Origin of the sequence: Leeuwenhoekiella sp. MAR_2009_132 (assembly GCF_000687915.1) — a bacterium.
In the GTDB taxonomy this organism is placed as follows: domain Bacteria; phylum Bacteroidota; class Bacteroidia; order Flavobacteriales; family Flavobacteriaceae; genus Leeuwenhoekiella.
The window spans coordinates 1,279,933-1,304,982 of the sequence record NZ_JHZY01000004.1 but is presented as its reverse complement, the minus strand read 5'-3'; the positions used below and the strand labels follow the sequence as shown (position 1 = coordinate 1,304,982).

Genomic DNA, 25,050 nt, shown 5'->3' with positions numbered 1-25,050 from the left:
TTGTATATAAATTTAGCCTGTTTAAGGCAAAGCAGAAGTTATAATGAAGATGAAGCTAAAATTTTTGCTGATTGTTTTTTTTGCCGGTTTCTCTGCCTGGTCTCAGGTAAAGTTTGATGCCGTAGTTAGTAAAGAAACATTAGGAGTTAATGAGCGCTTACGTGTAGATTTTGAGATGAATGAAGATGGAGACAACTTTAGACCTCCCAGTTTTCAAGGGTTTGTAGTTGTAGGTGGACCTAATCAATCTATTAGCAAACAATGGATAAACGGTAAATCTAGTTTTTCTAAGACATTCTCGTATTTTTTACAGCCTAAAGGCACGGGTAAGTTGCAAATAGGTGCTGCAGAAATTGAGATAAATAATACAGTTTATAAAACCCTACCCATAGAAATAAATGTTACGGGAGCAGTAGATCTGGCTAAAGATCCTAATGATCCCGCATCTTCTGCGGCCGAAAATGTGCATCTAGTTGCTGAGGTTTCTAAATCTAATCCCTATTTAAATGAAGCGATCACCGTTGTTTATAAGCTGTATGTTTCTCGCGAAACAGCTGTAAACGGATGGAATGAAATAGACGCTCCCAAGTTTGCCGATTTCTGGAGTCAAAGCTTAGATGAGAAGCAATTTAAAGTGTACGACGGGACCTTTAACGGCAAGCCATATCGGTATGTGATTTTGAGAAGAACCTTATTATATCCTCAAAAAACAGGTGAATTGGATATTGAATCGCTTGCGCTCAATATTAATGTTGAAGCACCTACAAACAGACGCGATATTTTTGGTATGCGCATTACGCGACCGGCACAAATAACAGTGTCTGCACCTAAGAGAACAATAAAAGTTAGAGAATTGCCAGAAGCAGGTAAGCCCGATAATTTTACAGGAGCTGTAGGTAAATTTGATTTTAGTGTAACTGCCAGTAAAACTAAACTGGATGCCCAGGATGCATTAGATTTGACACTTACTGCAAAAGGAAACGGAAATTTAAAACTCTTTAAACTTCCTAAGCCTACATTACCTAGTGCTCTAGAGGTTTATGAGCCCGAAAATTTACAGGATGTAAACGTATCTTTATCTGGTATGACCGGTAAAAATGAAGAGCGTTATACGATTGTTCCACAACGCAAAGGAGCTTATCCTATACCGCCCATACGCTTTTCTTATTTTGATCCCGCAACAGAGCGATACAATACGGTAAGTAGTGACGAGATTGTAATTACTGTAGAAAATGGGCCAGATGCTCTAGCTTCGGCTAGTGGAGTGAATAAATCTCCTGTAAAAGCAGCTGTTCAATTTAACTATATTAAATCGGAAGCAGATTTAGTAGCTCAAAATAAAGATTCATTCTTTATGAGTAAGCTGTTTTGGGGACTACTTGCAACTCCGTTAGTTTTAATTCCGTTTGCTATATTTTTTGGTCGTAAGCGTGAAGCTTATCAAAATGATATCAAGGGTAACAGGCTGCGTAAGGCAGATAAACTTGCCCGAAAATATCTAGGAGAAGCAAAGAAAAATTTAGGAGACCAGAAAGCGTTTTATCTTGCTTTAGAGAAGTCATTACATAATTTCTTAAAAGCACGCTTAAATATTCAGACCAGTGATATGAGTAAAGAGCGCATAAGTAAATTACTACAGGAGCGTGGCGCAAACGTGAGTACTACCGCAGATTTTATTAAGTTACTTGAGAGTTGTGAATTTGCACGATATACACCTGCGAGTATAGATGCTATGCAACAGGATTATAACAATGCCGGCAGTGTAATCTCTGAAATTGATAAGCAATTATGATAACACAGAATATGTATTATACCTATCGCAACTTAATTCTTGTTCTGTTCTTGGGAGTAGTAACGATAAGCAGCAGCTTTGCTCAAACTCCTGAGCAATTATTTGAAACCGGAAACTCCCAGTATGCACAGAATAATTTTGAAGCAGCTATTGTTAATTATGAGAAAGTACTAGAGTCGGGTTACGCTTCTGCCGCGGTATATTATAATCTGGCTAATGCTAATTATAAACTTAACCGTATAGCAGCAAGTGTCTATAATTATGAGAAAGCACTGGCTTTAAAACCTAACGATAAAGAGATTAAAAACAATTTACAGTTTGCCCAAAATATGACCATAGATGCGATAACCCCGTTGCCGCAAAATATATTTAAAAAATGGTATAATCAGATTCTGGGTATTTTTACTATAGATGGCTGGGCAACCGTAACGGTGGTATTTATACTCATATTTACACTGAGTTTTTTAATCTATTTTTTTAATAAGGGAGTAGGTAGTAAGCGTATTTTCTTCACAGTGTCTTTTGTAGCACTGGGGCTAGGAGTATTGAGTTTAGCTCTTAGTTTTCAGGCAAAATCAAATGAAAATAATAGGGAATTTGCTATTGTTTTTTCGCCGGAGGCGGAAGTAAAAAGTGAACCGAACAACACCAGCGAGCAGACTTTTATTTTACATGAGGGTACTAAAGTTAGAGTACTTGAACAAAAAGACGATTGGCAATTAATACGACTTGCTGATGGTAAAGAAGGTTGGGTTGCTAGTGTTGCTATAAAGATTCTTTAGATTTATTTTATTATTGACTTGAAATACAAGGAGCTTTTCTAAATTTGTTTTTTAATTTTTTAAAAACGTTGAAACAACAATCCGTATTTTTTTTAATTCTATTTGTGACATTTTTAGTCACACCTGTTGTTGTATCCTATCTTAATCGTGGTGATAAAGTGCTGGTAGTGTCTGTTTTAGAGGAAGAAAATACTGGAAAAGGTTTTAATCAGAATTTTGAAAAAGACGTTAAATTAATAAGTTCGATTTTAATTATAAATACATTCTTGACAGAGCAGAAAACGGCTTTATTTTTTCATAATAATTCAATTGAGTGCTCTGTATATTTAGATCCTGTATCCCCACCTCCACGATTAGTTTAATAAGATGGTATAGAAATTATTTTTTTAATTTCAGTATAGCATCAATTTAATTGCATATTTAATTAAATACATTTTAAACTAAAAAATATCAAAATGGACATTTCAAAAATTTTCGAAAATAATAAAGAGTGGGTTGCAAGTCGTTTAAAGTCAGAACCTAATTACTTCAAACAATTGTCTGAAGGGCAATCCCCAAAAATTTTATATATAGGTTGTAGCGATAGTAGAGTTTCTTCTGAAGAACTTATGGGCGTGGGCCCGGGTGACGTTTTTGTACATCGTAATATTGCTAACATGGTACCTAATACAGACTTAAACTCCATGTCTGTAATTAATTATGCTGTAGAGCATCTAGAGGTTGAGCATGTTGTGGTATGTGGCCATTATTATTGTGGTGGTGTTAAAGCAGCAATGCAATCTGCAGACCTGGGTATTTTAAACCCGTGGTTGCGTAACATACGTGATGTATACCGTATTCATAAAGACGAACTTAATCTTATTGAAAACGAGGAAGAACGTTATAAAAAGTTTGTTGAGCTTAATGTTCAGGAGCAGTGTGTAAATGTGATCAAAACTTCAGATGTACAAAAGGCAATACGCAAGCGTAAGCTTACAGTTCATGGGTGGGTTTTCGATATTCATTCGGGAAAACTGATCGATTTGAAAATTGATTTTGATGCAATTCTTAAAAACATCATGGAAATTTACAGATTAGACGAGTTGTAATGACATCTAGTTTTCGGTAAAAAATCAATTTGTGTAGTGTAAAGCTGCATAAAATTCTCATTTTTCAATTTCAGTTTTATGTGCTGCGCAAAGCGTATGACTTGAACTGAAATTCTCATTTTTAATACTAAGCTTATGTTTAAAAATTTAAAAAACGACTTCCCGGCGAGTGTCGTGGTGTTTTTTGTAGCGCTACCCTTGTGTTTAGGAATTGCTTTAGCAAGTGGTGCTCCACTCTTTTCAGGTCTAATTGCGGGTATTGTTGGCGGTATTGTAGTAGGTGCAATGAGCGGTTCTAGTCTGGGGGTTAGTGGTCCTGCGGCAGGTTTATCTGCGATAGTTTTAGTGGCTATATCTACCTTAGGCGGGTATGAAAACTTATTAGTTGCTGTAGTTCTTGGAGGGGTCATTCAGTTGATATTTGGTCTTCTAAAAGCCGGTATTATAGGATATTATTTTCCATCATCAGTAATTAAAGGAATGCTTACCGGTATAGGAATTATTATCATACTTAAACAAATTCCACACTTTTTTGGTTATGATGCAGATCCAGAAGGAGACTGGGCTTTTTTTCAGGTAGATGGTAGAAATACGTTTACTGAAATAGGGCAGATATTTGATAGTATAAGCCCGGGTGCAACAGCAATAGCATTTATCGCGATGTTTATTTTAGTGCTATGGGATGTTGTACTTAGCAAAAAAGGTAAAATATTTAAGTTAATTCAGGGACCATTAGTTGCCGTAGTGTTAGGTATTCTTTATTATGTATTTACACAGGATTCTGAAGCCTGGGGTATTTCTAATGATCATCTTGTAAAAGTACCTGTGCCAGATGATTTTAGTTCATTTATAGGGCAATTTACATTTCCTAATTTTAGTGTTATTACAGAGCCTCAAATCTGGATCACTGCATTTACGCTTGCCCTGGTCGCGAGTCTGGAAACTTTGCTCTGTGTTGAAGCAACAGATAAACTAGATCCTAAAAAACGTACAACGCCTACAAACCGTGAACTTTTTGCTCAAGGTGCCGGTAATATAATTTCTGGGATGATAGGAGGTTTGCCTATTACCCAGGTAATCGTACGTAGCTCTGCAAATATTCAATCTGGTGGGCAAACTAAAATGTCTGCAATAATTCATGGATTCTTATTATTAATTTCTGTGATTCTGGTGCCTAATGTTCTTAATTTAATACCACTTTCTGTCTTGGCAGCGGTATTATTTTTAGTGGGTTATAAGCTTGCTAAGCCTTCTACTTTTAAGCGTATGTGGACGCTGGGTTGGAAACAATTTATTCCCTTTATCATAACGGTATTAGGTATCGTATTTGCAGACTTACTTGTGGGTATTAGTTTGGGTCTGGCTGTAGGTATTGTTGTTATTCTTATTAAGAATTATCAAAATTCACATTTCTTACATATTGTAAGAGAAGAGGAAACAGGTCTTGATATTGTAAAAATGACATTAGCCGAAGAAGTGACTTTTATAAATAAGGGAGCGATTATGAAAGAGTTAAACAAACTTCATGAAAATTCATATTTAGAGGTTGACGTACGCAAAACACGTTATTTAGATCAGGATATCATAGAAATTCTAGATGATTTCAGATTTAGAGCGCAGGATAAAAATATTAATGTCAAGATTATCTCTGAGCGCGGTACAATTGAAAACCCCGAAAGTTACGAGCAGTTTTTCAATCAGGAAAAGAAAGATAACTTGAAAGTTTCAGCATAACAAACACTTTGTACAAATTCAAAACGCCGGTAATTTACCGGCGTTTTTTTATTAATAACATTCTGTTTAACACTATTTCTAAACTAAGCCGATTCAAGTTGTAATTGAGAATCTTCATTAGATTCTGGTTTTTCGGTTTTTAATTTATCTACTTCTCTGAGTAAATTAGGAAGTACTAATGGAGCTATAGGCTGTATGGCATTGTAAACAACAGACTCTTCTCTAATTTTTTCATCTATAAGAGTCATCGTAAATGCAGAGCTAAACATAAGAATTACACTTAGTATAAAAGCAACTTTAAGTATACCGAATAGACCACCTAAAATTTTATTTACTATACCTAGCATTATTAATGAAGCAACTTTAGTTAATAAGCGCCCAGCCAAACTAATTATGAGTACGATGGTGATAAAGGTAAGTGCAAAGGCAAGTAGATTTATGGTATGTTCACTCCACGCTACTTTATCGTTAAGATAATCTACAGCGTAATATGAAAAGTGAATAGCACCGTAGATGCCAATCACTAAAGCAATTATTGATGCTAATTCAATTAAGAGTCCGTTTTTAATGCCTTTATAAAGCCCTAGAATCAAAAAAATTCCTAGAATAATATCAAGATAGTTCATGCGTTAAAGATACTATTTTTAAGAAGCTTGTTGACTATATTTGCGGCTATGGCAAGAGATGAACAACTTAAAGAGCGCTGGGATCAGATAGTAACTAAACTCTCTGCACGATTTGCAGACGGTGATACTTTAGATCTTGATGCGATTATATATTTAATAGGAGTGCAGGAATTGGGACAACCCGGTAAAAAATTTAAAAAAGACGATAAGCTTGATTTAATGCATATTGCAATCTGCAGATTGTTAGAGCCTTTCGGCTATTATAAGTTTGATTATCAAGACGCAGATGGTTGGCCTCATTATGAGGTTATAGATCAATTACCTACCCTTAAAGCAGGTGAACAAGCGCTGCTTATGAAAGAGGCAATTGTGCAGTATTTTTTAGAAAAAGAATTAGTTCATTAATTGAAAGTAATTCAACCTATGTTATTAGCGCTATTGCAAGATGTATTTCCTAATGATACCGGCCCCATCTATAAAGAGACCATTGCAGGGCGATTTCCTGTAGAGCCTTTTAACACGTATAGTAACCTCATTTTTCTATTTATCGTTATCTATTTTGGGATACGTATCTATAAAGAACCGCAAAAGCAATGGTTTTTAATGCTTACGATTCCCTTTATATTTATAGGGTATATAGGAGGCACATTATACCACGGGCTTCGCAGTTCTGAGGCGTATTTGCTTATTGATTGGGTACCTATACGAGGTCTTAGTTTTGCGGCTATACTGTATTTTGTTTTTAAATGGAAAGATACCTGGAAGAAACGTCTGTTTTTTATAATTGCAATAGGTATTGCTTTTATAGGCTTGAGGTACTTACCAGTAAGTGAAAGCTTAGAACATAACCTGGGATATTTAATAAGTGCGCTTACCATACTCATACCTATAATAGGATATTTATCTAAAACAAACTGGCGCAATGCACGCCCCGCAATCATTGCTTTTGTGATTTTTGGCTTTGCAGTAGCGTTTAGAGTACTTGACAACAGACTTGATTTTGAAATATTTTGGATGGGAACCCATTGGTTATGGCACCTCTTTGGCGGCACAGCTGTTTTCTTTATACTCTTATATATTTTTAGAGACAATAAAGCCCAAGCCACCTATATTTCTTAAATTTGTGCCTTCCTAATTTAAAGGAATTATGCTAGAAAAAATAAAAGAGCTTATTGCAGAAGCGGAAGCGTTTACAACTACTTCACTTGAGGAAACAGAATCTTTCAGAATTAAATTTTTAGGGAAGAAAGGCCTGTTCAATGAGTATTTCTCTGAATTTAAGAATATACCCAACGAAGAGAAAAAAGAGTTTGGTCAAACGATTAACACTCTTAAAACCGTAGTTCAGGAGAAAGTAGATGCCTTAAAGGCCAGCCTGGAGGTAGCAGAAGATAATGGGGTTTATGGTGATTTAACCAGACCTGGAGAGCCTGTAGTATTGGGTTCACGCCATCCCATATCTATTGTTAAGAATCAAATCATAGATATATTTTCGCGTATAGGCTTTGACGTGTCTGAAGGTCCTGAGATTGAAGATGACTGGCATAACTTTACAGCACTAAACTTGCCAGAATACCACCCTGCCCGTGATATGCAGGACACCTTTTTTATACAAACTAATCCAGATGTGTTGTTGCGTACACATACTTCATCTGTACAGGTGCGCTATATGGAAGCCAATAAGCCGCCTATACGTACCATATCACCGGGACGTGTTTACCGCAACGAGGCAATTTCTGCACGGTCACATTGCTTTTTTCATCAGGTAGAAGGCTTGTATATAGATAAAGATGTTTCATTTGCAGACTTAAAGCAAACGCTTCAGCATTTTACGACAGAGATGTTTGGAAAAAGTAAAATACGCTTAAGACCTTCTTATTTTCCATTTACAGAACCTAGTGCAGAAGTAGATGTATACTGGGGTCTGGAGACTGAGACAGATTATAAAATGACAAAGGGAACCGGATGGTTAGAAATAATGGGCTGCGGAATGGTAGATCCTAACGTACTTGAAAATTGCGGTATAAACTCTAAAGAATACAGTGGGTTCGCATTTGGTATGGGTATAGATCGTATCGCATTATTATTACATCAGATATCAGACATTCGTTTACTTAGTGAAAATGATTTACGTTTTTTAAATCAGTTTAAGAGCGCTCTTTAATCCTTAATAATTTCACATCCTTCCTGCGGAACTTTTTCCCCGGGTTTAAAAAATTTGTAGTTGCTATGAAAAAGTATCTTGTAATTGCGGTTCTTGCTATCGCACTTGTCGCTGTAGCTTATTTGACTTTTGTCATAGCAGCTATTAAAATTATGATAGGCAGTATATTCTTAGGGATTATGGCAATTGCGCTTTTGGCCCTCTGGATTATGTGGAAAGTAAACGACTAATATGCGTAAAGATATAGATATACCTGAGGTTTACGATGTTTACGTTGCTGCGGTAAAGGAGTTTAATGAAGAACATCGCACTACAGACTGGAATGCTTATATTATAAACAATACAGACGAGCCATTAGAATTGGTCATGATTGTTTCTGATGGTTATAGTGCAGATCAAGTGACGAGTCAAATGCGTCATAAATTAGAAAAGCTACCTTCAAAAGCCTTTGCTAAAATTGAATTTATTGAAGACGGTGTCCTTGAACTAACAAACCAGTTTGCAGTCACCTATTTCTTAGGAGGAAAGCTCTACGAGAAAACCTTTGTGTTTACTGCGGGCAGCATTAAAGATCAAAATCTGGGACCTGTGCCTGCTATGCTGAAAGAAGGCATCCTGGCTGAGTAATTAATCTACTTTTTCAGTAAGTTTTATAAATGTCTTTTTAGGGTCTTTTCCCTTGTAAAGAATATCGTAAACAGCATCTATAATTGGCGTTTTTGCGCCTAACTTCTCATTTATTTTAAAAGCACTTTCTGCTGCATAGTAGCCTTCAGCAACCATACTCATTTCCATTTGAGCGCTTTTAACCGTGTAGCCTTTACCTATCATATTTCCAAACATTCTATTGCGGCTAAAAACAGAATAACCTGTAACTAATAAATCTCCTAAGTAAGCAGAATCATTAATGTTACGTTTCATTTTATGTACTTTTTTGATAAACTTTTTCATCTCGCGTATCGCATTGCTCATTAATACGCTTTGAAAATTATCTCCATAACCCAGCCCGTGCGCAATACCGGCAGCAATCGCGTAAATATTTTTAAGCATTGCAGCATACTCGGTACCTATAGTGTCATCGCTTATTGTGGTTTTAATATAATCACTGCTAAGATGTTTTGCCATTACTTTAGCATGGGCTTCATCTGCACAGGCAATTGTGAGGTATGAAAGACGCTCAAGAGCCACTTCTTCTGCGTGACAAGGACCGGTAATTACTCCTATGTTTTCAAAAGGGATGTCATATTTATCGTGAAAATGAGCCCCTACAATTTGACCCGTTTCAGGTACAATACCTTTAATAGCCGAAAAAACTATTTTATCCTTAAAACTAGCGGTTACCTGTTCTAATTCTTTACCCACAAAAGCAGATGGTATCGCAAATATTAAATAGTCTGCGTATTCAATAATTTCATTAATATCATTACTTAGTTTTAATTGTGCAGGATTAAACTCTACCGCACTTAGGTAATTGGGATTGTGCTGTTCTTTCTTGATGTGTTCTAAAGCATAATTACTACGCATGTACCAACCTACTTCATTCAGGTTTTCTGATAACATTTTTACAATTGCCGTTGCCCAACTTCCGCCTCCTAAAACCCCAAATTTTAAGCTCATAATCTAATTTGTTTACTACCTCAAAAATACAGATTTTCTAGCCCACCTAAAACCTTGAAAACCACCTCCATTATTTTTTGGCACGCGGTTTGGTTAACAGTTAATATAATTCACAAGCCAGACGTCAATGCTAAGAATTTTCAGGAATAGTTATTTAGAAAACGATTCCCTGAGTTATTAACTTAAAAACTTATAATTATGAGAACTATAAAATTACTTAGCGGTTTTGCTCTTATACTTTCAATGTTTACATCGTGTTATACAGATGTATATTTAGAGGATGAGGTAATCAATGAACCACAGATATCTCTTGGTGAAGTTCTTAATGCATACGAATTGTGGTATGTAGATATAGATCTTACTAAAGGAAATGGAGCAATTCCTTTTATGGAAAAAGCATTTACGTTATCATTTATAAACGGAAACTTAAGAGCAAATAACAATCTGGTTGCAATAGGTGATCAGGGTAATGGTTTTGGCATTCCGGTGGGTTATTATGATCTGTTTGATTACGACCTTGATATAAGTCACGATATAGATGGTTTTTACTCTTTTGAAGTAAGCTTGTTAGCAAACGGAAGCATAGAATTGTACAACAGACCTTTACGAACTTCATATATTCTTAAAGGATATCAACGTAACAATTTTGATTACGACCGCATCTTTTACGACAACATACATTTCTTTTTACAGGAATATGCAGCGTGGGAGAAAATATATACCAGTCAGCAGGGGGCTTCAAACGAATTTGACGCAGAGAATTTCCTTCAGTTTTTACCGGCTTCAAGTGGTGGGAATTTTGAAAGTTCGCAAGACCCTAACGGAACTTCTGTAAATTCTATTTACTGGGATTATACAGGTATTTATGAAGTGCAAAATGTTGCTAATAATGCCTATTTAAAAACGCTCACGCTAGATTATGATTATTTTCAAAATGAATTTTTTGAGCTTTCTATTCTAGATGATTCTACCATTTCGTTATATCAACCTTCATCAGGCACAGAATATCGATTTAGAGGAAAAGGATATATTGCCTATAAAACTCCTGAAGAGGGAAAAAGTAGGGTTAAGCAAAGTGAAATAGAGCAAACTATTAAGCAAATGAAGACATTAAAGAAGTAGATAATTTTTTGGTTGGTTAGTTGAAAAACGCTTTAAGATTTATTCTTAGGGCGTTTTTTTAATTATAAGCACTTAATTTAGTAATGAGTTGAAAAATCATTACTAAAATGCAGCCTGAAAGATTTACATAGATTTAGATTACTCTTATTATACTCTTAAGATGCTATTTTGTAATTTACATTCTTAAAACTAACTAATACTAGAAATAAAAGTTATGGGATTATTTTCATTTATTAAAAATGCCGGAGCTAAAATAGGCATCGGTAAGAGTACAGCTGAAGAAGCTGCAGAGAAGAAAGCAGAAGCTGCCGCAGCAGTGGCTGAAGCAAACAAGAAGGCAGCATCTTCTTTAAAAGAGACTATAAGTGATTTAGGTCTTGAGGTAGAAAATCTTGAAGTTACAATTACAGGCGAGTCTGCTGTTGTTTCTGGTAAAGCTAAAGATCAAACAACAAAAGAAAAAGTGGTACTTGTCGTAGGTAACGTAGAGGGTATTGCTCAGGTAGATGATCGTATGGAAGTAGATCACAGTGAGCCTGAAGCGCAATTTCACACTGTTGAGTCTGGAGATACGTTAAGTAAAATAGCAAAGAAGTTTTATGGCAACGCTATGAAATACCCTGTTATTTTTGAGGCTAACAAACCTATGCTTAAAGACCCAGACAAGATTTATCCTGGTCAAATGTTACGTATTCCTAATCTTGATTAAGTTTAAAATAACGTATAGATAAAAAAATCCGCTTCAATGTTGAAGCGGATTTTTTTTATCTATAAAAATTCATTTGATCTATATAAACCCATACAGGATCTGGTAATAGCGGCCTGCAGTTTTTACCTTCTTTAAGCGCTTTTCGAATAAATGTTGAAGAAATTTCAACAACAGGTGCATCAACAACGTGTATGTTTGTGTGATTTATTAAATTATTTTCTTCCTTTTTTTCTGATATTCGAGGGTAAACGTAAATCTCATGATTATCTAAAATAACTTCATAGTTTTTCCATTTATGAAGTGTTTTGAGATTGTCTTCCCCCATAATCAAGCTAAACTCGTGTTGCGGATATTTTTCCTTAAGATGGGCTAAGGTGTTTGTAGTATAATTAGGTTGTGGTAGGTTAAATTCTATAGTGCTAGCCTCAATTTTAGGATATGCTTCTAGAGCTTCTAATACAAGTTGATACCTGTGATTATTATCTAAAAGACTACTCTTTTTTTTAAATGGATTGTGTGGTGTAAGAACCATCCATATTTTATCAAGGTCGCTGTATTCAGCAAAGTGATTAGCGATAATTAGATGCCCTATATGTATAGGGTTAAAAGTGCCAAAGTATAGCCCTATTTTCATACCAGATTTTAGTGCTTTACAAATTTTTCAACCAGGTTATATGCTTCTTCTAAAGCAACATCAAGATCGTTATTCTCAATAATGTGATCAAATTGAGGTGCCGTGGCAAGTTCAATACTGGCTTTGGCGACACGCATATTTATGCGGTCTTCACTTTCGGTTTTGCGGTTTTTCAATCTTATTTTTAACTCTTCAATGCTTGGGGGTTTTACAAATACGGCTAGTGTGCGTTCTGGGTATAATTTTTTAATATCTAAACCACCTACTACATCTATATCAAAAATCACATGTTTGCCGTGTTTCCAAATGCGCTCCACTTCACTTTTTAATGTGCCGTAAAAATTATCTCGGTAGACCTCTTCCCATTCTAAAAACTCTTCAGATTTAATACGACGTTTAAATTCTTTTAAAGAAAGAAAATAATAATCAACTCCATCTTGTTCTGTGGGTCTGGGTTCTCGTGACGCAGCAGAGATACTAAATTCAAGATTTAATTCTTCTTTAGCTAAAAGCCACCTTACAATGGTTGTTTTACCGCTTCCGCTGGGCGCAGAAAAAACAATTAATTTACCTCCCTCAGTCATTTTAAAGCACGTTTAAAAGTTGTTCTTTAATTTTTTCTAGTTCGTCTTTCATACGCACCACAACTTGTTGCATTGGAGCGTAATTAGATTTAGAACCTATTGTATTTATTTCTCTTCCCATTTCCTGACTTATAAAAGCCAGTTTCTTACCATTAGAATCTGCAGATTTTAATGATTTCTGAAAGTATTCTAGGTGATTATTCAAACGTACTTTCTCTTCTGTGATATCGTACTTTTCTAAATAGTAGGTAAGTTCCTGCTCAAAACGATTTTCATCTACTTCAGTTTTTAGATCGCTTACTGCTTTAATGAGACGCTCGCGTACTCCTTGCATACGTTCTGGATCTAAGGTTTTAACTTCTTCTAAGTAAGCCGAAATATTAGAAATACGCAGATCAAAATCTTCTTTAAGAACCTTGCCTTCATCAAGCCTATAACTATCAATGGCATTTAGGGCAGTTTCAAGACCCGCTAAGATGGTTTTATATTCTTCAGCGTCAATCTCGTCTCGTTCTGTTTTAAGAGCGTCAGGCAGTCTCACGGCCATTTTTAAAAGTTCGACCTCATCTGCACCTGGAGAGACAGCTTGCAATTGCTTTATATATTGTTTTACAACATCTGCATTTATAGAGGTACTGGTTTCTTCACCATTAAGTTCAACATATAAACTAAAATCTATTTTACCACGCTCCAGTTTCTTTGCAACAAGGTTTCGCAATTCTAATTCTTTTTCTCTGTAGAAAGAAGGAATGCGCGCATTAAGATCCTGGCTCTTACTGTTAAGAGATTTAATCTCAATGGTTATTTTTTTTGTGGGAAGCTGAGTAACAGATTTCCCAAAACCGGTCATAGATTTTATCATGCGAATTATTTAGTGCGCAAAGATAACAAAACAAGCTGGGTTGAGGTACTTATTGAATAATACGATAAAGTGTTAATTTATTAAGTTGAAATTTATTTTATTGAAAAATATATGTAGATTTTGTTAATTGTTTATAAATTACAAACTACTTAATTTAAAACATTAACTATTTATGAAAAAAGTAACACTAATACTCGGGTTGGCATTATTAACCGTAATCTCCTGTTCAGAAAATGCAGAAGAATTGAAAGATTCTCAAATATCAGAAAATCAAGAGGTTGCTGTTGATATGAGCGACTTTTATTTGTATACAGATGATTTTGAAAATGGAAAATCTAAAGTAGGTAAAGATTCTAAAGTTTGCTATTCAATGGCTAATTTAAATAGACAATTATCTGAAAATGAGGAGCTATATGACAAGATGTACACGATTGAAAAGGGTGTAAGAAAATTCATAAATGCAAAAAAGCCTTCAGGAGCAGGTAATGGTAATGGAGGCGGTACCAATACGGGCGGTGGTACAGATCCTGTGAGTGACGGTTTAGGAGTTATTACAATTCCTGTTGTGGTTCACGTGATCTACAGTAATTCACAAGAAAATATAAGTGACGCACAGATACAATCTCAAATTGCGATTCTTAATCAAGATTTTAATGCGACTAATGGAGATGTAAACAATGTACCTTCAGAATTTGCAGGTTTAGTTGCAGATTCAGACATCAATTTTACATTAAGTCAGACGATACGAGTAGCTTCTACACGTACTTCCTGGGGAACAAGAGATGAGATGAAATTTGCTTCAAATGGCGGTTCTAATGTAGTTACGCCCCAAACTCATTTAAATCTTTGGATTTGTAATATAGGAGGTGGTATTTTAGGATATGCACAGTTTCCTGGAGGTTCATCTTCAACAGATGGCGTAGTGATTTCTCCTCAATATATCGGAAACACCGGTTATGTTGCTGCTCCTTTTAATAAAGGTAGAACGGCTACTCACGAAGTTGGCCACTATTTAAACTTACGTCACATTTGGGGTGATGGCCGTTGCCAGCAAGATGATTTTGTTGCAGATACGCCATCTTCAGATGCGCCTAATTACGGTTGTCCATCGTATCCTACGGTAAATTGTAGATCTACAGATATGACCATGAATTATATGGATTATGTTGACGATGCTTGTATGTATATGTTCTCTGAAGGTCAAAAATCACGTATGCGTGCAATTTTTGGATCAGGAGGTCCAAGAGCGAGCTTCTTAAACTAGGCTACATACTCATAAATGAATTGTAAAGGCGCTCTTAGCAGAGCGCCTTTTTTGTACATTAGTTTTAAATAATAGATTATGAATTATATAGTGGGATTACTTTTTGTTTTGCTTGCTGCTAAAGGTTGTGAAGAGCAGGCTGCATATCAAACTTTAGATTATGAAGCTTCTACCAGAGGTTATTATAGCCACATCAAGGTTGACGGAAATAAACTTACGGTTGATAACAACAGAGATGGTAGCGATAGGGTTACTAAAGAATTATCGGCTAGTGAGGTAAACGAACTAAATAGACTCGTGCAGGCTTTTGTAATTACAACCCCGGGAGATATAGAAAATCCTTCAAATGCTGCAGATACAGATGCGGCAATTCCTGTAAGATTTGTGATTAAAGGAGCGAGTTATAGTCGTACAGCAGAATTTGATAAAGGTAGTCCGCCTGCAAAACTGGCGCCTCTTGTAGGGCGTTTACTTTTATTAGCAGACACACTTTAAAACAAAAAACCCACAAGATATCTTGTGGGTTTTTTAATAGTGGGATAATACGCTTAAAGTTTACGCACCCATATATTTCTAAAACTTACCGGGTTTCCGTGATCCTGTAATTTTATGGGACCTTCACCGTGGGCTTCATTTTTGGGTTTTCCTATATACTCTGTAGTACCTTGTATCTCTACATTATCTTGAACTAAAACACCATTGTGCAACACAGTTACGGTAGCAGCTTGTGTCTTGTTACCATCTACATCAAATACAGGTTGATGATAAATGATGTCATAGGTCTGCCATTCTTTAGTAGGTTTTGTAGCATTTACTAGCGGGATACTTTGCTTATAAATTGCTGTTGCCTGCCCGTTAGAATAGGTGCGGTTTTCAAAACTATTTAAAACCTGTACTTCGTATAACCCCTGTAAAAAGATCCCACTATTACCTCGACCCTGACCTTCTCCTTCAACAACTTGAGGGGCTTGCCATTCTACGTGTAGCTGCATATCTCCAAAAGATTCTTTAGTTTGAATATCTCCTGTACCGCCTACAACGGTCATAGAACCGTCTTTATTTATTTGCCACGGTGCATTTACGATAGAGTCTGTAGCACTTTTCCAGGCATCAAGGTTTTCACCATTAAATAATACAACCGCGTCAGAAGGGATCCCTTTTTCACTAAAACTTACTACAGCCGGTTCTGGTTCCCAAACTTCAGTTTCTTTAGGATCTGTTATGGGGGCTTCTTCAACCACCATAGTGGTGTCTTTCACTGGAGCAGTAGTCTCGTCGGTTTTCTTTTCTTCGGAAGTATTACAGGAGATTAACAAACCTGCAGCCAGAGCCGGAAGTATAAATGTTTTTTTAATCATCATATTAAAGTTGTTTGATTTTTATATTTCGGTAAGAAACTTGATTTCCGTGGTCTTGTAAGGCGATTTTTCCCGATTTTACCTTAGCAAATGCTTCCCAATCTGCAAACTTAGATTTTGCAACCATCGCATCCCATTCTTCACCAGTAACCGGAAATGTTACTACTTCTTCACCATTCATAACTACAATACCTTTATTGTTATCATAATCAATAGTGATCTCATTAGTATTCCATTCTCCAGCAGGTTTTACAACACCTTCAGGAGCTGCAATCATATCATATAAAGCACCAGAACGGTGTGTTGTTCCTGCTTTAGCATCAGGGTGGCGCTCGTCGTCTAATACCTGTATTTCTGCACCTGTGTAATACGGCTCGTTTAATTTAGGATCTTCTTGTACACCCCATAATACCCCACTGTTTCCACCTTCTGAGATCTTCCAATCAAGGCTTAAAACAAAACTTGTATACGTGCTATCTGTTACCAGATTTTCGGTTCCCTCCCGGTTATCTGCGGGTGTAAAAACTAAAGCATCGTCAACTACTTTCCACTGGGTAGGTTCTGCACCATTATAAACGTGCCAATGATCTAGATTGCTTCCGTCAAAAAGAACAGTCCACTCGCCAGTTTCCTGTTGTATTTCTTCCGTTTCGGTAAGCGCTACTTCTTCTTTTTCAGAATTTTTGGGTTGATCTTTACAAGAAGCAAAAAGTGCTAAAGCAAGGCCTAGGGTTAATGTGATTTTTTTCATGGTGATATTTATTTAATGCCTAAAATTCGTTTCAATTTAGCTTCGTCTGTTTCCGCGCCGGCGAAATCATCAAAAGCTTTTTCTGTAGCTTCAATAATATGACTGGCAATAAACGGGGCGCCTTCACGAGCTCCTTGATCAGGAGATTTGATACAGCATTCCCATTCCATAACCGCCCATACGTCACAGCTGTATTCGGTAAGTTTTGTAAAAATGGTTTTAAAATCTATTTGTCCATCACCTAAAGAGCGGTAACGTCCTGCGCGATCTCTCCAGTCGCCATAACCGCCAAAAGCACCTTTTTTGCCCGTAGGATTAAATTCTGAATCCTTAACGTGAAACATCTTTATAAACTCGTGGTAGTTGTCTATATATTCAATGTAATCTAATTGCTGAAGCACAAAATGGCTGGGGTCATATAAAATATTTACCCGTTTGTGATTACCTGTCGCTTCGCGGAAACGCTCAAAAGTAACCCCATCGTGAATATCTTCTCCGGGATGCACTTCATAGCAAACATCAACTCCCTGCTCGTCAAAAGCATTCAAAATAGGAGTCCAGCGATTTGCAAGTTCTTTAAATCCTAGTTCTACTAATCCTGGTGGGCGCTGTGGCCAGGGGTGAAAGGTATGCCAAAGTAATGCACCGCTAAATGTACCGTGAACGTCTATGCCAAGATTTCTACTTGCTTTTGCGGCACACATCAATTGGTCAACAGCCCATTCCTGACGTTTTTTTGGGTTGTTTTTAAAACCTTCTGGAGCAAAATTATCAAACATCTCATCATAAGCGGGATGTACTGCAACCAGTTGTCCTTGAAGATGTGTACACAGTTCGGTAATTTCGAGACCGTAGCTGTTTACTTTACCTTTAAGTTCATCGCAATAGGTTTTACTTTCTGCTGCTTTTTTAAGATCGATTAACCGGTTTTCCCAGGTAGGGATTTGAATTCCTTTATAACCGAGATTGCTTGCCCATTTGCATAACCCATCAAGAGAATTGAAGGGTTCTTTATCGTCCATAAACTGAGCGAGAAATACTGCAGGGCCTTTTATGGTTTTCATTTGGTTGTTTGTTTTATACAAACACAGCGTCTAAGTGACGCTGCGTTTTTAAATTATTAATTTGTTAAGCTTACCCAGGCGGCATTATTGTCGCTTGATGCCACAGATGCGTAAATAAACTGCATACCTCTTAAACCGTCATCTATAGTTGGAAAATCTGGTCGTTCAGAGCAAGCTGCTCCGTCTTTTACGGCGAGAACTTCTTTAGCAAAGCTTCTGTAAATGGTAGCGAAACCTTCTAAATAACCTTCCGGATGGCCGGGAGGAACTCGGGTATATTCGGTAGATTCTGCATAAGTGCCGTTTCCACCCGGTGTGTAAATCTGTTTCGGCTTGTCTAACCAATATGCGGTAAGCTCATTAGGGTTTTCCTGATACCAGGCGACACTTCCTTTTGTACCATAAACACGTATGCCGAGGTTGTTTTCTTCACCGGTTGCTATTTGCGAAATACTCAAAGAGCCTTTAGTATTACCTTCAAGACGCAATAAAATATTACCGTCATCATCTAAAACACGCCCTGCGCCAAAACTGCTGAGGTCAGCAGCAACTTCTACAATTTTTTTACCCGTGATATATTCGGTTAAGTTTTCAGCGTGCGTACCTATGTCGCCTAAAGCACCGCCAATTCCAGATTTTTTAGGATCAACGCGCCAGCTGGCTTGTTTGTTTTCGGTTTCTTCAACAGCGGTAGACATCCACCCTTGTAAGTAGTGTACAACTACTTTGCGTATTTCTCCAAGTTCACCATTTGCAACCATTAATCGTGCTTGCTTGACCATAGGATAACCGGTGTAGTTGTGTGTCAAAGCAAATACTTTTCCGCTGCTTCTAACTACTTTTTGAAGTTCAAAAGCTTCTTCTAGCGTAAGTGTAACCGGCTTATCGCAAATAACGTGAAAACCATGTTCTAAGGCCATTTTTGCCGGTGGAAAGTGCATATGATTTGGAGTTACGATAGAAACAAAATCCATACGTTCTGCTTCAGGAAGCTCTGCTTCCTTTTTAATCATTTCCTCAAAACTTTTGTAAGCGCGCTCAGGAGCAACACCTAATGCTTCGGCAGATTTGATGCTGCGTTCTGCATCACTGCTAAAGGCACCACAAACTAAATCTATCATCCCATCTATTCTGGAAGCTCTACGGTGTACATCTCCTATAAAAGAACCCTGGCCACCGCCTACCATTCCCATTTTTAATTTTTTCATCTTATAAATGTTTTTCTTCTACTTTTTCGTTCTTGAAGAATATAGCAAAAAGAACCATAACAGCTACAGCAAACAGCACCGGAAATGTCCAAATTCCATTCCAGTCGTGTACCCCTTCACTCAATAAATTGCTGTCTGTTACTTTACCTGCTATAAAGAAGCCTACTAACATACCTACACCGTAGGTGGCTAATGTGATAAGGCCTTGAGCTGAACTTTTAAACTTCTCTCCTGCTTTACTATCTGTATAAATTTGTCCTGAAACAAAGAAAAAATCATAGCAAATACCGTGCAATGCAATACCTATAAACAGCATAAATACGAGCTCGTCTGCATTGCCATAAGCGAATAATAAATACCGAACTGCCCACGCCGCCATACCTATAAGTAAGGTGAATTTTACACCAAAACGTTTAAAGAATAATGGTAGTAAAAGCATAAATAACACTTCAGATACCTGACCCAGGGCTGCCTTGGCGGTTGAACCTTCCATACCTATTTCAGTTAAAAACGGACTCAAATTCTGATAGTAAAATGCTAACGGAATACAAATGAGAATAGAAGATAGGAAGAATACAAGAAAGTTTCGGTCTTTAAGAAGTGAAAGCGCATCAAGTCCTAATATATCACGTAATCCTATTTTTTCTCCTTTAGCAACAACAGGAGGTGTTTTAGGTAATGTAAAACTAAAAATACCCAATACTGCCGAAGCAATAGCGGTCATTAAAAAAGTGTTTTTAAGAGCGCCTGCAGCTAATGCTTCGGTACTATCCCAGAAAAATATATAGCTAATAACCACCCCGGCAACAATCCACCCTATTGTGCCAAATACACGTATGTAAGAAAACTCTTTTGCAGGGTCTTTTAACTGTCTAAAAGATACTGAGTTTACTAAGGCAAGAGTTGGCATATAGGCAATCATATACCCTAAAACATAGGGATAGAAAGCCGCAAAATCTGTAGCATTTGCCATTTGATACATAAGAACAGCGCCTATAAGATGTAGGACACCCAGAATACGTTCTGCATTAAAGTACCGGTCTGCAATTAACCCAATTATAAATGGGGCAATAATTGCTCCCCAGGATTGTGTTGAGAATGCAGCGCCTATCTCGCCGGCGGTAGCATTTAAATTTTGTCCCATAAAGGTACCTAATGTAACAAACCAGCCACCCCAGATAAAAAACTCCAGAAACATCATGATTGATAGCTGTACGCGAATAAATGATTTCATAAAAAAGATTAGTTAAGATTTTGTGCTGCAGAAAGTAGTAATTCTTTAGTTTTTATAATTCCTTCTTCGGCGGTGAGGTTTTCACCTTCATATTCAATACCTATAAAGCCTGTGTATCCCGCATTTTTTACAAGTTGAAGAATCTTGGTAAAGTCCATAATGGTTTCTTCTCCTGCTTCATCAAAGTTATAAGTCTTTGCGCTAACGGCTAAAGCTTTTGGCATCATTTCTTCAATACCTTGATACCTTGGATATTCCTCAACACAAGCACCATCCCATTGCGCACCATTTTCACGTTTTACACAAAAATTACCAAAGTCAGGAAGCGTACCGCAATTGGGTTTATCAATCGTATTGATAACTTCCATTAATAATTTTGCGTTAGAAGAAAAGCCGCCGTGATTTTCGACAATTACGTCTATGTTTTTAGAAGCTCCATATTCTGCTAATTTCCCCAAACCATCTATTGCGCTAGTTTTCCAAACCTCCTTATCTGGAGCGCCTATCAAATTAACGCGAATTGCGTGACAGCCTAAATAAGCGGCGGCATCAATCCATTTTTTATGATTTTCTACAGCGGTATTACGCTCATCGTCATCTGCTACAGCAAGATCTCCTTCTGCATCAACCATTATCAAAACGTTTTGCACATTAAATTCTTCAGACTTGGCTTTCAATTTAGGAAGAATAGAATCTAATGCGGTTTTATCATCAGAAAATGTTTCCATTAAGGGTGTGTATAACTGACTTACATATTCAATACCTTCAAAACCCATTTCGTGTGCTTTTTCTGCAAAGTCTAGAGGGTTCATTTCTCCGCTGCGAATTGCTTTGTTAAGTGACCACTGTGCGAGAGAAATCTTGAAAAATGGTTCTTTTTGAGTAACTACAACGCTTTCATCTACATTATTTTCAGTTTTATTTTTGTTTTTACACGAGATAACTGCGAGTAGTATTAGGGTTGTTAGTAAGAGTTTAACGTTCATTGGTTGAGTAAATTAGGTTGATTTGCACGAGTCTCAAAATTGGATGAAAAAGGTGCAAAAGATATAAGATCTCTAAATTATACTTTTTTTGGTTTAACTAAAAAATAACTTAAAATTTATATATTTGATAGCATTGGCTAGAATATATTATCAAAAAACTAGAAAAAACGTGAGTAGTATTAAACCTGAAGAGATGTACGATGCCATTGTGGTAGGTACTGGAATTAGCGGCGGCTGGGCTGCCAAAGAATTAAGTGAGCAAGGTCTTAAGACTTTAGTTCTTGAACGCGGCCGTATGGTGAGGCATATTGAAGATTATCCTACTATGAATATGGATCCCTGGGATTTCAAATTTAAAGGACAGCCTACAAAAGAAGAGGAGGCCAAGCAATTTAAGCAAGCGCGTACAGGATATACCACAAACAAGGCGCACAGCCACTTTTTTGTAAATGATCTAGAACACCCCTATAATGAGACCAAACGTTTTGACTGGATGCGTGGTTATCACGTGGGTGGTCGTTCTATTATGTGGGGTCGCCAGAGTTATCGTCTAAGCGACATTGATTTTGAAGCAAATAAAAAAGAAGGGATAGCTGTTGACTGGCCGGTGCGTTACAGTGATATTGCACCCTGGTATGATAAGGTTGAAGAATATATAGGAGTAAGTGGTGAGAATTTAGGATTACCTCAATTACCTGATGGTCATTTTGGCCCGCCAATGGATCTTAACTGCGTTGAAGAACATCTTAAGAAAAACATGGCGCAGAACTATAAAGACCGTTTGGTTACTATAGGACGTACCGCACATATTACCTATACAGACAAAACCTTTGAAGGTAGATCTGCGTGTCAATACAGAAATCGCTGTATGCGTGGTTGCCCGTTTGGAGCTTATTTTAGTAGTAACTCTTCTACATTACCTGCTGCTGAAAAAACAGGTAATATGACGCTAAGACCGTTTAGCATCGTAAAGGAGGTGGTTTATGACGATACTACAAAATTAGCAACAGGGGTTAAAGTTATTGATGCTGAAACTAAAGAAGAAATGACTTTTAATGCAAAAGTTATCTTCTTATGTGCTTCTGCAATTGCTTCTGCATCTATTTTAATGCAGTCAAAATCTGAACGCTTTCCAAATGGATTAGGAAACGACAGTGGAGAATTAGGACACAATATAATGGACCATCATTTTCAGGTAGGAGCTTCTGGAAAGTTTGATGGTTTTGAAGATAAATATTACAAAGGTCGCCGTGCAAACGGACTTTACATTCCTCGCTTTAGGAATGTAGGTGGCGATACAGATCAACCTAACTTTAAAAGAGGTTATGGGTATCAAGGAGGTGCAAGCCGTGGTGACTGGACTGAAGCTGTAGCCGAAATGAAATATGGTGAAGATCTTAAAAAAGCAATTTCTGAGCCGGGCGGCTGGACGATAGGTATTACCGCTTTTGGGGAATGCTTACCGTATCACGAGAATAAAATGAGCTTAGATTATGATAAAGTAGATAAGTGGGGACTACCTACCATCACTTTTGATGCAGAGTGGAAAGAGAACGAGTGGGAAATGCGAAAAGATATGAAGCAGCAAGCTGTAGAAATGCTTACTAATGCTGGCTTTAAAGATGTTAAGCCCTATGATAATCCGGGAGCACCGGGATTAGGTATTCATGAAATGGGAACTGCGCGTATGGGTAGAGATCCTAAAACTTCGGTTCTAAATGGTAATAATCAGGTACATGCAGTACCTAACGTTTATGTTACAGACGGTTCTTTTATGACTTCAGCAAGTTGTGTGAACCCATCATTAACATATATGGCTTTTACTGCAAGAGCTGCAGCACACGCAGCAGAACAATTTAAAAACGGAAAATTCGCTTAATTATGAAAAGAAGACAGGTTTTAAAAAATATTGGTCTGGGCGCTGGTTATGTTATGGTAGCCCCTGCTGTTTTTAACTTATTGCAAAGTTGTAAAAGCGAACCTAAAAGTGATTGGGAGCCCGTTTTTTTAAACGCTACTAATGGTTATGCCCTAACTAAAGTGCTCGATGTGATTTTGCCTAAAGGCGATACTCCGGGAGCATCAGATCTAAACTTGGCTCAGTTTATTGACAGTTACATGAATGAAGTCGCAGGAGATAAGCAAAAAGAAGAGTTTAAGTCTGGAGCAAATGCTTTTGCCTTAAGCTTTAAAGAAAACTATGATAAAGAACTAATAGACGGTAAAGATGAAGATTTTGAAAGTGCCGTTGCAAAATATCTTGGTGCAGATAAAGAAACACGTGATGGTTACGTGAAGCAAATTTCTGAAACTCAGGATCCAGATGCTCCTAAGGCAGATTTTGATGCACATGCAGGATCGTATGCATATTTAAATGCCGTACGTGATTTAGGAGTTTGGGCCTGGAAAAATAGTGAAGAAGTGGGTGAAAACGTACTATGGTATGATCCTATACCGGGAGCTTACATTGGCTGTTTGCCAGAATCTGAAGCAGGTGGCGGAAAAGTGATGTCACTCTAATGAAAAGACGTGTATTTATACAAAAAGGAGCCCTTAGTGGCTCCTTTTTAGCTCTGGGTGGTTCTCAATTATTTGCGATGCAAAACGAGATTGAATTGCCTCAGCATACATTTAATCTGCATTATGCACCACATTTGGGGATGTTTAAAAATAGCGCAGGTGATGATCCAATAGCGCAGCTTCATTTTATGGCAGATCAAGGTTTTACTGCTTTTGAAGATAATGAAATGCGTAATCGTGAAGTTGCATTGCAAAAGAAAATGGCTCAGGTTATGCAACAGCGCAATATGCAAATGGGTGTTTTTGTCGCGCATAAAATTTATTGGACAGCCCCAAACCTTACAAGTGGAAAATTAGATCTTCGTGATGAGTTTCTCAAAGATATAAAGGCTTCTATAGAAGTTGCCAAACGAGTGGGTGCAAAATACATGACCGTTGTTCCCGGTTATGTAGATATGTCTCAGAATATAAATTATCAAACAGCACATGTTATTGAGTCTTTAAAACAGGCCGCTGGGCTTCTTGAACCTGAAGATTTAGTAATGGTTTTAGAACCGCTTAATTTTTATAATCATCCTGGTTTGTTTTTAAAAGAAAGCGCGCAGGCTTTTCAAATTTGTAAAGCAGTAGATAGTCCTGCTTGTAAAATTCTATTTGATATTTATCACCAGCAAATTCAGGAGGGTAACCTTTTACCTAATATCGACGCCTGCTGGGATGAGATAGCTTATTTTCAAATGGGGGATAATCCTGGGCGAAAAGAACCAACTACTGGTGAAATTAATTATAAGAATATATTTAAGCATATACACAGCAAAGGATTTAAAGGTATTTTAGGGATGGAACATGGCAATTCACAACCTGGTATTGCCGGAGAGCAAGCTGTTATAGATGCCTATGTTGCTTGTGACAATTTTCTTTAAAAGATTTGCATCAAAAAACAGGGGTGAC

Annotated in this window: 28 protein-coding genes; 17 read left to right on the top strand and 11 right to left on the bottom strand. The window is 37.1% G+C overall.

Annotated features, from left to right (window positions below; genetic code table 11):
- Positions 1-49: 49 nt before the first annotated feature.
- From P164_RS14115 to P164_RS14095, 5 genes are all read left to right on the top strand, one after another.
- Complete coding sequence (locus tag P164_RS14115; protein WP_316930212.1) at positions 50-1,792, top strand: BatD family protein; 1,743 nt, start codon at positions 50-52, stop codon at positions 1,790-1,792.
- Positions 1,789-2,574: a tetratricopeptide repeat protein gene (locus P164_RS14110; protein WP_234405870.1), complete on the top strand. Its 786-nt coding sequence runs from the start codon at positions 1,789-1,791 to the stop codon at positions 2,572-2,574. Before P164_RS14115 ends, P164_RS14110 begins: the two co-directional genes overlap by 4 nt.
- A 68-nt stretch (positions 2,575-2,642) precedes the next feature.
- A complete protein-coding gene (locus P164_RS14105) occupies positions 2,643-2,936 on the top strand; it encodes a hypothetical protein (protein WP_125411781.1) in 294 nt (97 codons plus the stop codon).
- Positions 2,937-3,029: 93 nt separating this feature from the next.
- On the top strand, positions 3,030-3,662 hold the full coding sequence (locus P164_RS14100) for a carbonic anhydrase (protein ID WP_028376980.1): 633 nt from the start codon (positions 3,030-3,032) through the stop codon (positions 3,660-3,662).
- 135 nt (positions 3,663-3,797) lie between these two features.
- Positions 3,798-5,396 (top strand): SulP family inorganic anion transporter, encoded by a 1,599-nt coding sequence (locus P164_RS14095; protein ID WP_028376979.1) that lies wholly within the window; start codon positions 3,798-3,800, stop codon positions 5,394-5,396.
- 83 nt (positions 5,397-5,479) lie between these two features.
- Here the strand turns inward: P164_RS14095 and P164_RS14090 are convergent, their stop codons facing one another.
- Positions 5,480-6,022, bottom strand: a complete 543-nt coding sequence (locus P164_RS14090; protein WP_028376978.1) for a CvpA family protein — start codon at positions 6,020-6,022, stop codon at positions 5,480-5,482.
- Between the two features lie 48 nt (positions 6,023-6,070).
- On the opposite strand from P164_RS14090, the gene P164_RS14085 reads away from it, so the two are divergent.
- The 5 genes from P164_RS14085 (at position 6,071) to P164_RS14070 (ending at position 8,813) form a co-directional block, all read left to right on the top strand.
- Positions 6,071-6,427 carry a hypothetical protein gene (locus P164_RS14085; RefSeq protein WP_028376977.1) on the top strand — a complete coding sequence of 119 codons (357 nt, stop codon included), beginning with the start codon at positions 6,071-6,073 and terminating at the stop codon, positions 6,425-6,427.
- Positions 6,428-7,141: a ceramidase domain-containing protein gene (locus tag P164_RS14080; protein ID WP_234405869.1), complete on the top strand. Its 714-nt coding sequence runs from the start codon at positions 6,428-6,430 to the stop codon at positions 7,139-7,141. It begins immediately after the preceding gene.
- A gap of 28 nt (positions 7,142-7,169) precedes the next feature.
- The gene (pheS, locus tag P164_RS14075; protein ID WP_028376975.1) at positions 7,170-8,186 is read left to right on the top strand and encodes a phenylalanine--tRNA ligase subunit alpha; all 1,017 of its coding nucleotides are present in this window, start codon (positions 7,170-7,172) and stop codon (positions 8,184-8,186) included.
- A gap of 65 nt (positions 8,187-8,251) precedes the next feature.
- On the top strand, positions 8,252-8,416 hold the full coding sequence (locus tag P164_RS18830) for a hypothetical protein (RefSeq protein ID WP_199907792.1): 165 nt from the start codon (positions 8,252-8,254) through the stop codon (positions 8,414-8,416).
- 1 nt (position 8,417) lies between these two features.
- Positions 8,418-8,813 (top strand): hypothetical protein, encoded by a 396-nt coding sequence (locus tag P164_RS14070; protein ID WP_028376974.1) that lies wholly within the window; start codon positions 8,418-8,420, stop codon positions 8,811-8,813.
- Here the strand turns inward: P164_RS14070 and P164_RS14065 are convergent, their stop codons facing one another.
- Entirely contained in the window at positions 8,814-9,803 is a 990-nt protein-coding gene (locus P164_RS14065; RefSeq protein ID WP_028376973.1) for an NAD(P)H-dependent glycerol-3-phosphate dehydrogenase, read from the bottom strand.
- Positions 9,804-10,001: 198 nt separating this feature from the next.
- On the opposite strand from P164_RS14065, the gene P164_RS14060 reads away from it, so the two are divergent.
- Positions 10,002-10,925 (top strand): hypothetical protein, encoded by a 924-nt coding sequence (locus P164_RS14060; RefSeq protein ID WP_028376972.1) that lies wholly within the window; start codon positions 10,002-10,004, stop codon positions 10,923-10,925.
- Positions 10,926-11,139: 214 nt separating this feature from the next.
- Complete coding sequence (gene lysM / locus P164_RS14055) at positions 11,140-11,634, top strand: peptidoglycan-binding protein LysM (RefSeq protein WP_028376971.1); 495 nt, start codon at positions 11,140-11,142, stop codon at positions 11,632-11,634.
- A 55-nt stretch (positions 11,635-11,689) separates the two neighbouring features.
- On the opposite strand, the gene nadD is transcribed toward lysM, so the two are convergent.
- The 3 genes from nadD to P164_RS14040 are packed head-to-tail and all read right to left on the bottom strand — an operon-like array spanning position 11,690 to position 13,714.
- Entirely contained in the window at positions 11,690-12,268 is a 579-nt protein-coding gene (gene nadD / locus P164_RS14050; RefSeq protein ID WP_028376970.1) for a nicotinate (nicotinamide) nucleotide adenylyltransferase, read from the bottom strand.
- Positions 12,269-12,276: 8 nt separating this feature from the next.
- Entirely contained in the window at positions 12,277-12,852 is a 576-nt protein-coding gene (gene gmk, locus P164_RS14045; protein ID WP_028376969.1) for a guanylate kinase, read from the bottom strand.
- A 1-nt stretch (position 12,853) separates the two neighbouring features.
- Entirely contained in the window at positions 12,854-13,714 is an 861-nt protein-coding gene (locus P164_RS14040; RefSeq protein WP_028376968.1) for a YicC/YloC family endoribonuclease, read from the bottom strand.
- 172 nt (positions 13,715-13,886) lie between these two features.
- Here P164_RS14040 and P164_RS14035 point away from each other — a divergent pair, with 172 nt between their 5' ends.
- Both P164_RS14035 and P164_RS14030 read left to right on the top strand, forming a co-directional pair.
- Entirely contained in the window at positions 13,887-14,978 is a 1,092-nt protein-coding gene (locus P164_RS14035) for a zinc metalloprotease (RefSeq protein WP_028376967.1), read from the top strand.
- 78 nt (positions 14,979-15,056) lie between these two features.
- Complete coding sequence (locus tag P164_RS14030; protein WP_028376966.1) at positions 15,057-15,473, top strand: hypothetical protein; 417 nt, start codon at positions 15,057-15,059, stop codon at positions 15,471-15,473.
- A 53-nt stretch (positions 15,474-15,526) separates the two neighbouring features.
- Here the strand turns inward: P164_RS14030 and P164_RS14025 are convergent, their stop codons facing one another.
- From P164_RS14025 to P164_RS14000, 6 genes are read right to left on the bottom strand one after another with little or no spacing between them, the layout of a single operon-like run.
- Complete coding sequence (locus P164_RS14025; protein ID WP_199907802.1) at positions 15,527-16,336, bottom strand: DUF1080 domain-containing protein; 810 nt, start codon at positions 16,334-16,336, stop codon at positions 15,527-15,529.
- A gap of 4 nt (positions 16,337-16,340) precedes the next feature.
- Positions 16,341-17,087 carry a DUF1080 domain-containing protein gene (locus tag P164_RS14020; protein WP_028376964.1) on the bottom strand — a complete coding sequence of 249 codons (747 nt, stop codon included), beginning with the start codon at positions 17,085-17,087 and terminating at the stop codon, positions 16,341-16,343.
- A gap of 8 nt (positions 17,088-17,095) precedes the next feature.
- Entirely contained in the window at positions 17,096-18,151 is a 1,056-nt protein-coding gene (locus P164_RS14015) for a sugar phosphate isomerase/epimerase family protein (protein ID WP_028376963.1), read from the bottom strand.
- 56 nt (positions 18,152-18,207) lie between these two features.
- Positions 18,208-19,359 (bottom strand): Gfo/Idh/MocA family protein, encoded by a 1,152-nt coding sequence (locus tag P164_RS14010; RefSeq protein WP_028376962.1) that lies wholly within the window; start codon positions 19,357-19,359, stop codon positions 18,208-18,210.
- Position 19,360: 1 nt separating this feature from the next.
- Positions 19,361-20,593 (bottom strand): nucleoside permease, encoded by a 1,233-nt coding sequence (locus tag P164_RS14005; RefSeq protein ID WP_028376961.1) that lies wholly within the window; start codon positions 20,591-20,593, stop codon positions 19,361-19,363.
- Positions 20,594-20,601: 8 nt separating this feature from the next.
- Complete coding sequence (locus P164_RS14000; protein ID WP_028376960.1) at positions 20,602-21,579, bottom strand: sugar phosphate isomerase/epimerase family protein; 978 nt, start codon at positions 21,577-21,579, stop codon at positions 20,602-20,604.
- Positions 21,580-21,772: 193 nt separating this feature from the next.
- Here P164_RS14000 and P164_RS13995 point away from each other — a divergent pair, with 193 nt between their 5' ends.
- Genes P164_RS13995 through P164_RS13985 form a run of 3 tightly spaced genes read left to right on the top strand, consistent with a single transcriptional unit; the run spans position 21,773 to position 25,022 of the window.
- Entirely contained in the window at positions 21,773-23,458 is a 1,686-nt protein-coding gene (locus P164_RS13995) for a GMC oxidoreductase (protein ID WP_035900125.1), read from the top strand.
- A 2-nt stretch (positions 23,459-23,460) separates the two neighbouring features.
- Positions 23,461-24,099: a gluconate 2-dehydrogenase subunit 3 family protein gene (locus P164_RS13990; RefSeq protein ID WP_028376958.1), complete on the top strand. Its 639-nt coding sequence runs from the start codon at positions 23,461-23,463 to the stop codon at positions 24,097-24,099.
- Complete coding sequence (locus P164_RS13985) at positions 24,099-25,022, top strand: hydroxypyruvate isomerase family protein (RefSeq protein WP_028376957.1); 924 nt, start codon at positions 24,099-24,101, stop codon at positions 25,020-25,022. The genes P164_RS13990 and P164_RS13985 overlap by 1 nt, the downstream gene beginning before the upstream one ends.
- The last annotated feature ends 28 nt before the right edge of the window (positions 25,023-25,050 follow it).

What these genes read in the sequence shown, in the direction of transcription:
- P164_RS18830 (WP_199907792.1), top strand. Translation starts at nt 8,252, where the DNA reads ATGAAAAAGTATCTTGTAATTGCGGTTCTTGCTATCGCACTTGTCGCT.
- P164_RS14035 (WP_028376967.1), top strand. Translation starts at nt 13,887, where the DNA reads ATGAAAAAAGTAACACTAATACTCGGGTTGGCATTATTAACCGTAATC.
- P164_RS14070 (WP_028376974.1), top strand. Translation starts at nt 8,418, where the DNA reads ATGCGTAAAGATATAGATATACCTGAGGTTTACGATGTTTACGTTGCT.
- P164_RS14005 (WP_028376961.1), bottom strand. Translation starts at nt 20,593, where the DNA reads ATGAAATCATTTATTCGCGTACAGCTATCAATCATGATGTTTCTGGAG.
- nadD (WP_028376970.1), bottom strand. Translation starts at nt 12,268, where the DNA reads ATGAAAATAGGGCTATACTTTGGCACTTTTAACCCTATACATATAGGG.
- P164_RS14065 (WP_028376973.1), bottom strand. Translation starts at nt 9,803, where the DNA reads ATGAGCTTAAAATTTGGGGTTTTAGGAGGCGGAAGTTGGGCAACGGCA.
- P164_RS13985 (WP_028376957.1), top strand. Translation starts at nt 24,099, where the DNA reads ATGAAAAGACGTGTATTTATACAAAAAGGAGCCCTTAGTGGCTCCTTT.
- P164_RS14015 (WP_028376963.1), bottom strand. Translation starts at nt 18,151, where the DNA reads ATGAAAACCATAAAAGGCCCTGCAGTATTTCTCGCTCAGTTTATGGAC.
- lysM (WP_028376971.1), top strand. Translation starts at nt 11,140, where the DNA reads ATGGGATTATTTTCATTTATTAAAAATGCCGGAGCTAAAATAGGCATC.
- P164_RS14095 (WP_028376979.1), top strand. Translation starts at nt 3,798, where the DNA reads ATGTTTAAAAATTTAAAAAACGACTTCCCGGCGAGTGTCGTGGTGTTT.
- P164_RS14110 (WP_234405870.1), top strand. Translation starts at nt 1,789, where the DNA reads ATGATAACACAGAATATGTATTATACCTATCGCAACTTAATTCTTGTT.
- P164_RS14030 (WP_028376966.1), top strand. Translation starts at nt 15,057, where the DNA reads ATGAATTATATAGTGGGATTACTTTTTGTTTTGCTTGCTGCTAAAGGT.
- P164_RS14085 (WP_028376977.1), top strand. Translation starts at nt 6,071, where the DNA reads ATGGCAAGAGATGAACAACTTAAAGAGCGCTGGGATCAGATAGTAACT.
- P164_RS14010 (WP_028376962.1), bottom strand. Translation starts at nt 19,359, where the DNA reads ATGAAAAAATTAAAAATGGGAATGGTAGGCGGTGGCCAGGGTTCTTTT.
- P164_RS14060 (WP_028376972.1), top strand. Translation starts at nt 10,002, where the DNA reads ATGAGAACTATAAAATTACTTAGCGGTTTTGCTCTTATACTTTCAATG.
- P164_RS14040 (WP_028376968.1), bottom strand. Translation starts at nt 13,714, where the DNA reads ATGATAAAATCTATGACCGGTTTTGGGAAATCTGTTACTCAGCTTCCC.
- P164_RS14100 (WP_028376980.1), top strand. Translation starts at nt 3,030, where the DNA reads ATGGACATTTCAAAAATTTTCGAAAATAATAAAGAGTGGGTTGCAAGT.
- P164_RS14090 (WP_028376978.1), bottom strand. Translation starts at nt 6,022, where the DNA reads ATGAACTATCTTGATATTATTCTAGGAATTTTTTTGATTCTAGGGCTT.
- gmk (WP_028376969.1), bottom strand. Translation starts at nt 12,852, where the DNA reads ATGACTGAGGGAGGTAAATTAATTGTTTTTTCTGCGCCCAGCGGAAGC.
- P164_RS13990 (WP_028376958.1), top strand. Translation starts at nt 23,461, where the DNA reads ATGAAAAGAAGACAGGTTTTAAAAAATATTGGTCTGGGCGCTGGTTAT.
- pheS (WP_028376975.1), top strand. Translation starts at nt 7,170, where the DNA reads ATGCTAGAAAAAATAAAAGAGCTTATTGCAGAAGCGGAAGCGTTTACA.
- P164_RS14025 (WP_199907802.1), bottom strand. Translation starts at nt 16,336, where the DNA reads ATGATTAAAAAAACATTTATACTTCCGGCTCTGGCTGCAGGTTTGTTA.
- P164_RS14115 (WP_316930212.1), top strand. Translation starts at nt 50, where the DNA reads ATGAAGCTAAAATTTTTGCTGATTGTTTTTTTTGCCGGTTTCTCTGCC.
- P164_RS13995 (WP_035900125.1), top strand. Translation starts at nt 21,773, where the DNA reads ATGTACGATGCCATTGTGGTAGGTACTGGAATTAGCGGCGGCTGGGCT.
- P164_RS14020 (WP_028376964.1), bottom strand. Translation starts at nt 17,087, where the DNA reads ATGAAAAAAATCACATTAACCCTAGGCCTTGCTTTAGCACTTTTTGCT.
- P164_RS14000 (WP_028376960.1), bottom strand. Translation starts at nt 21,579, where the DNA reads ATGAACGTTAAACTCTTACTAACAACCCTAATACTACTCGCAGTTATC.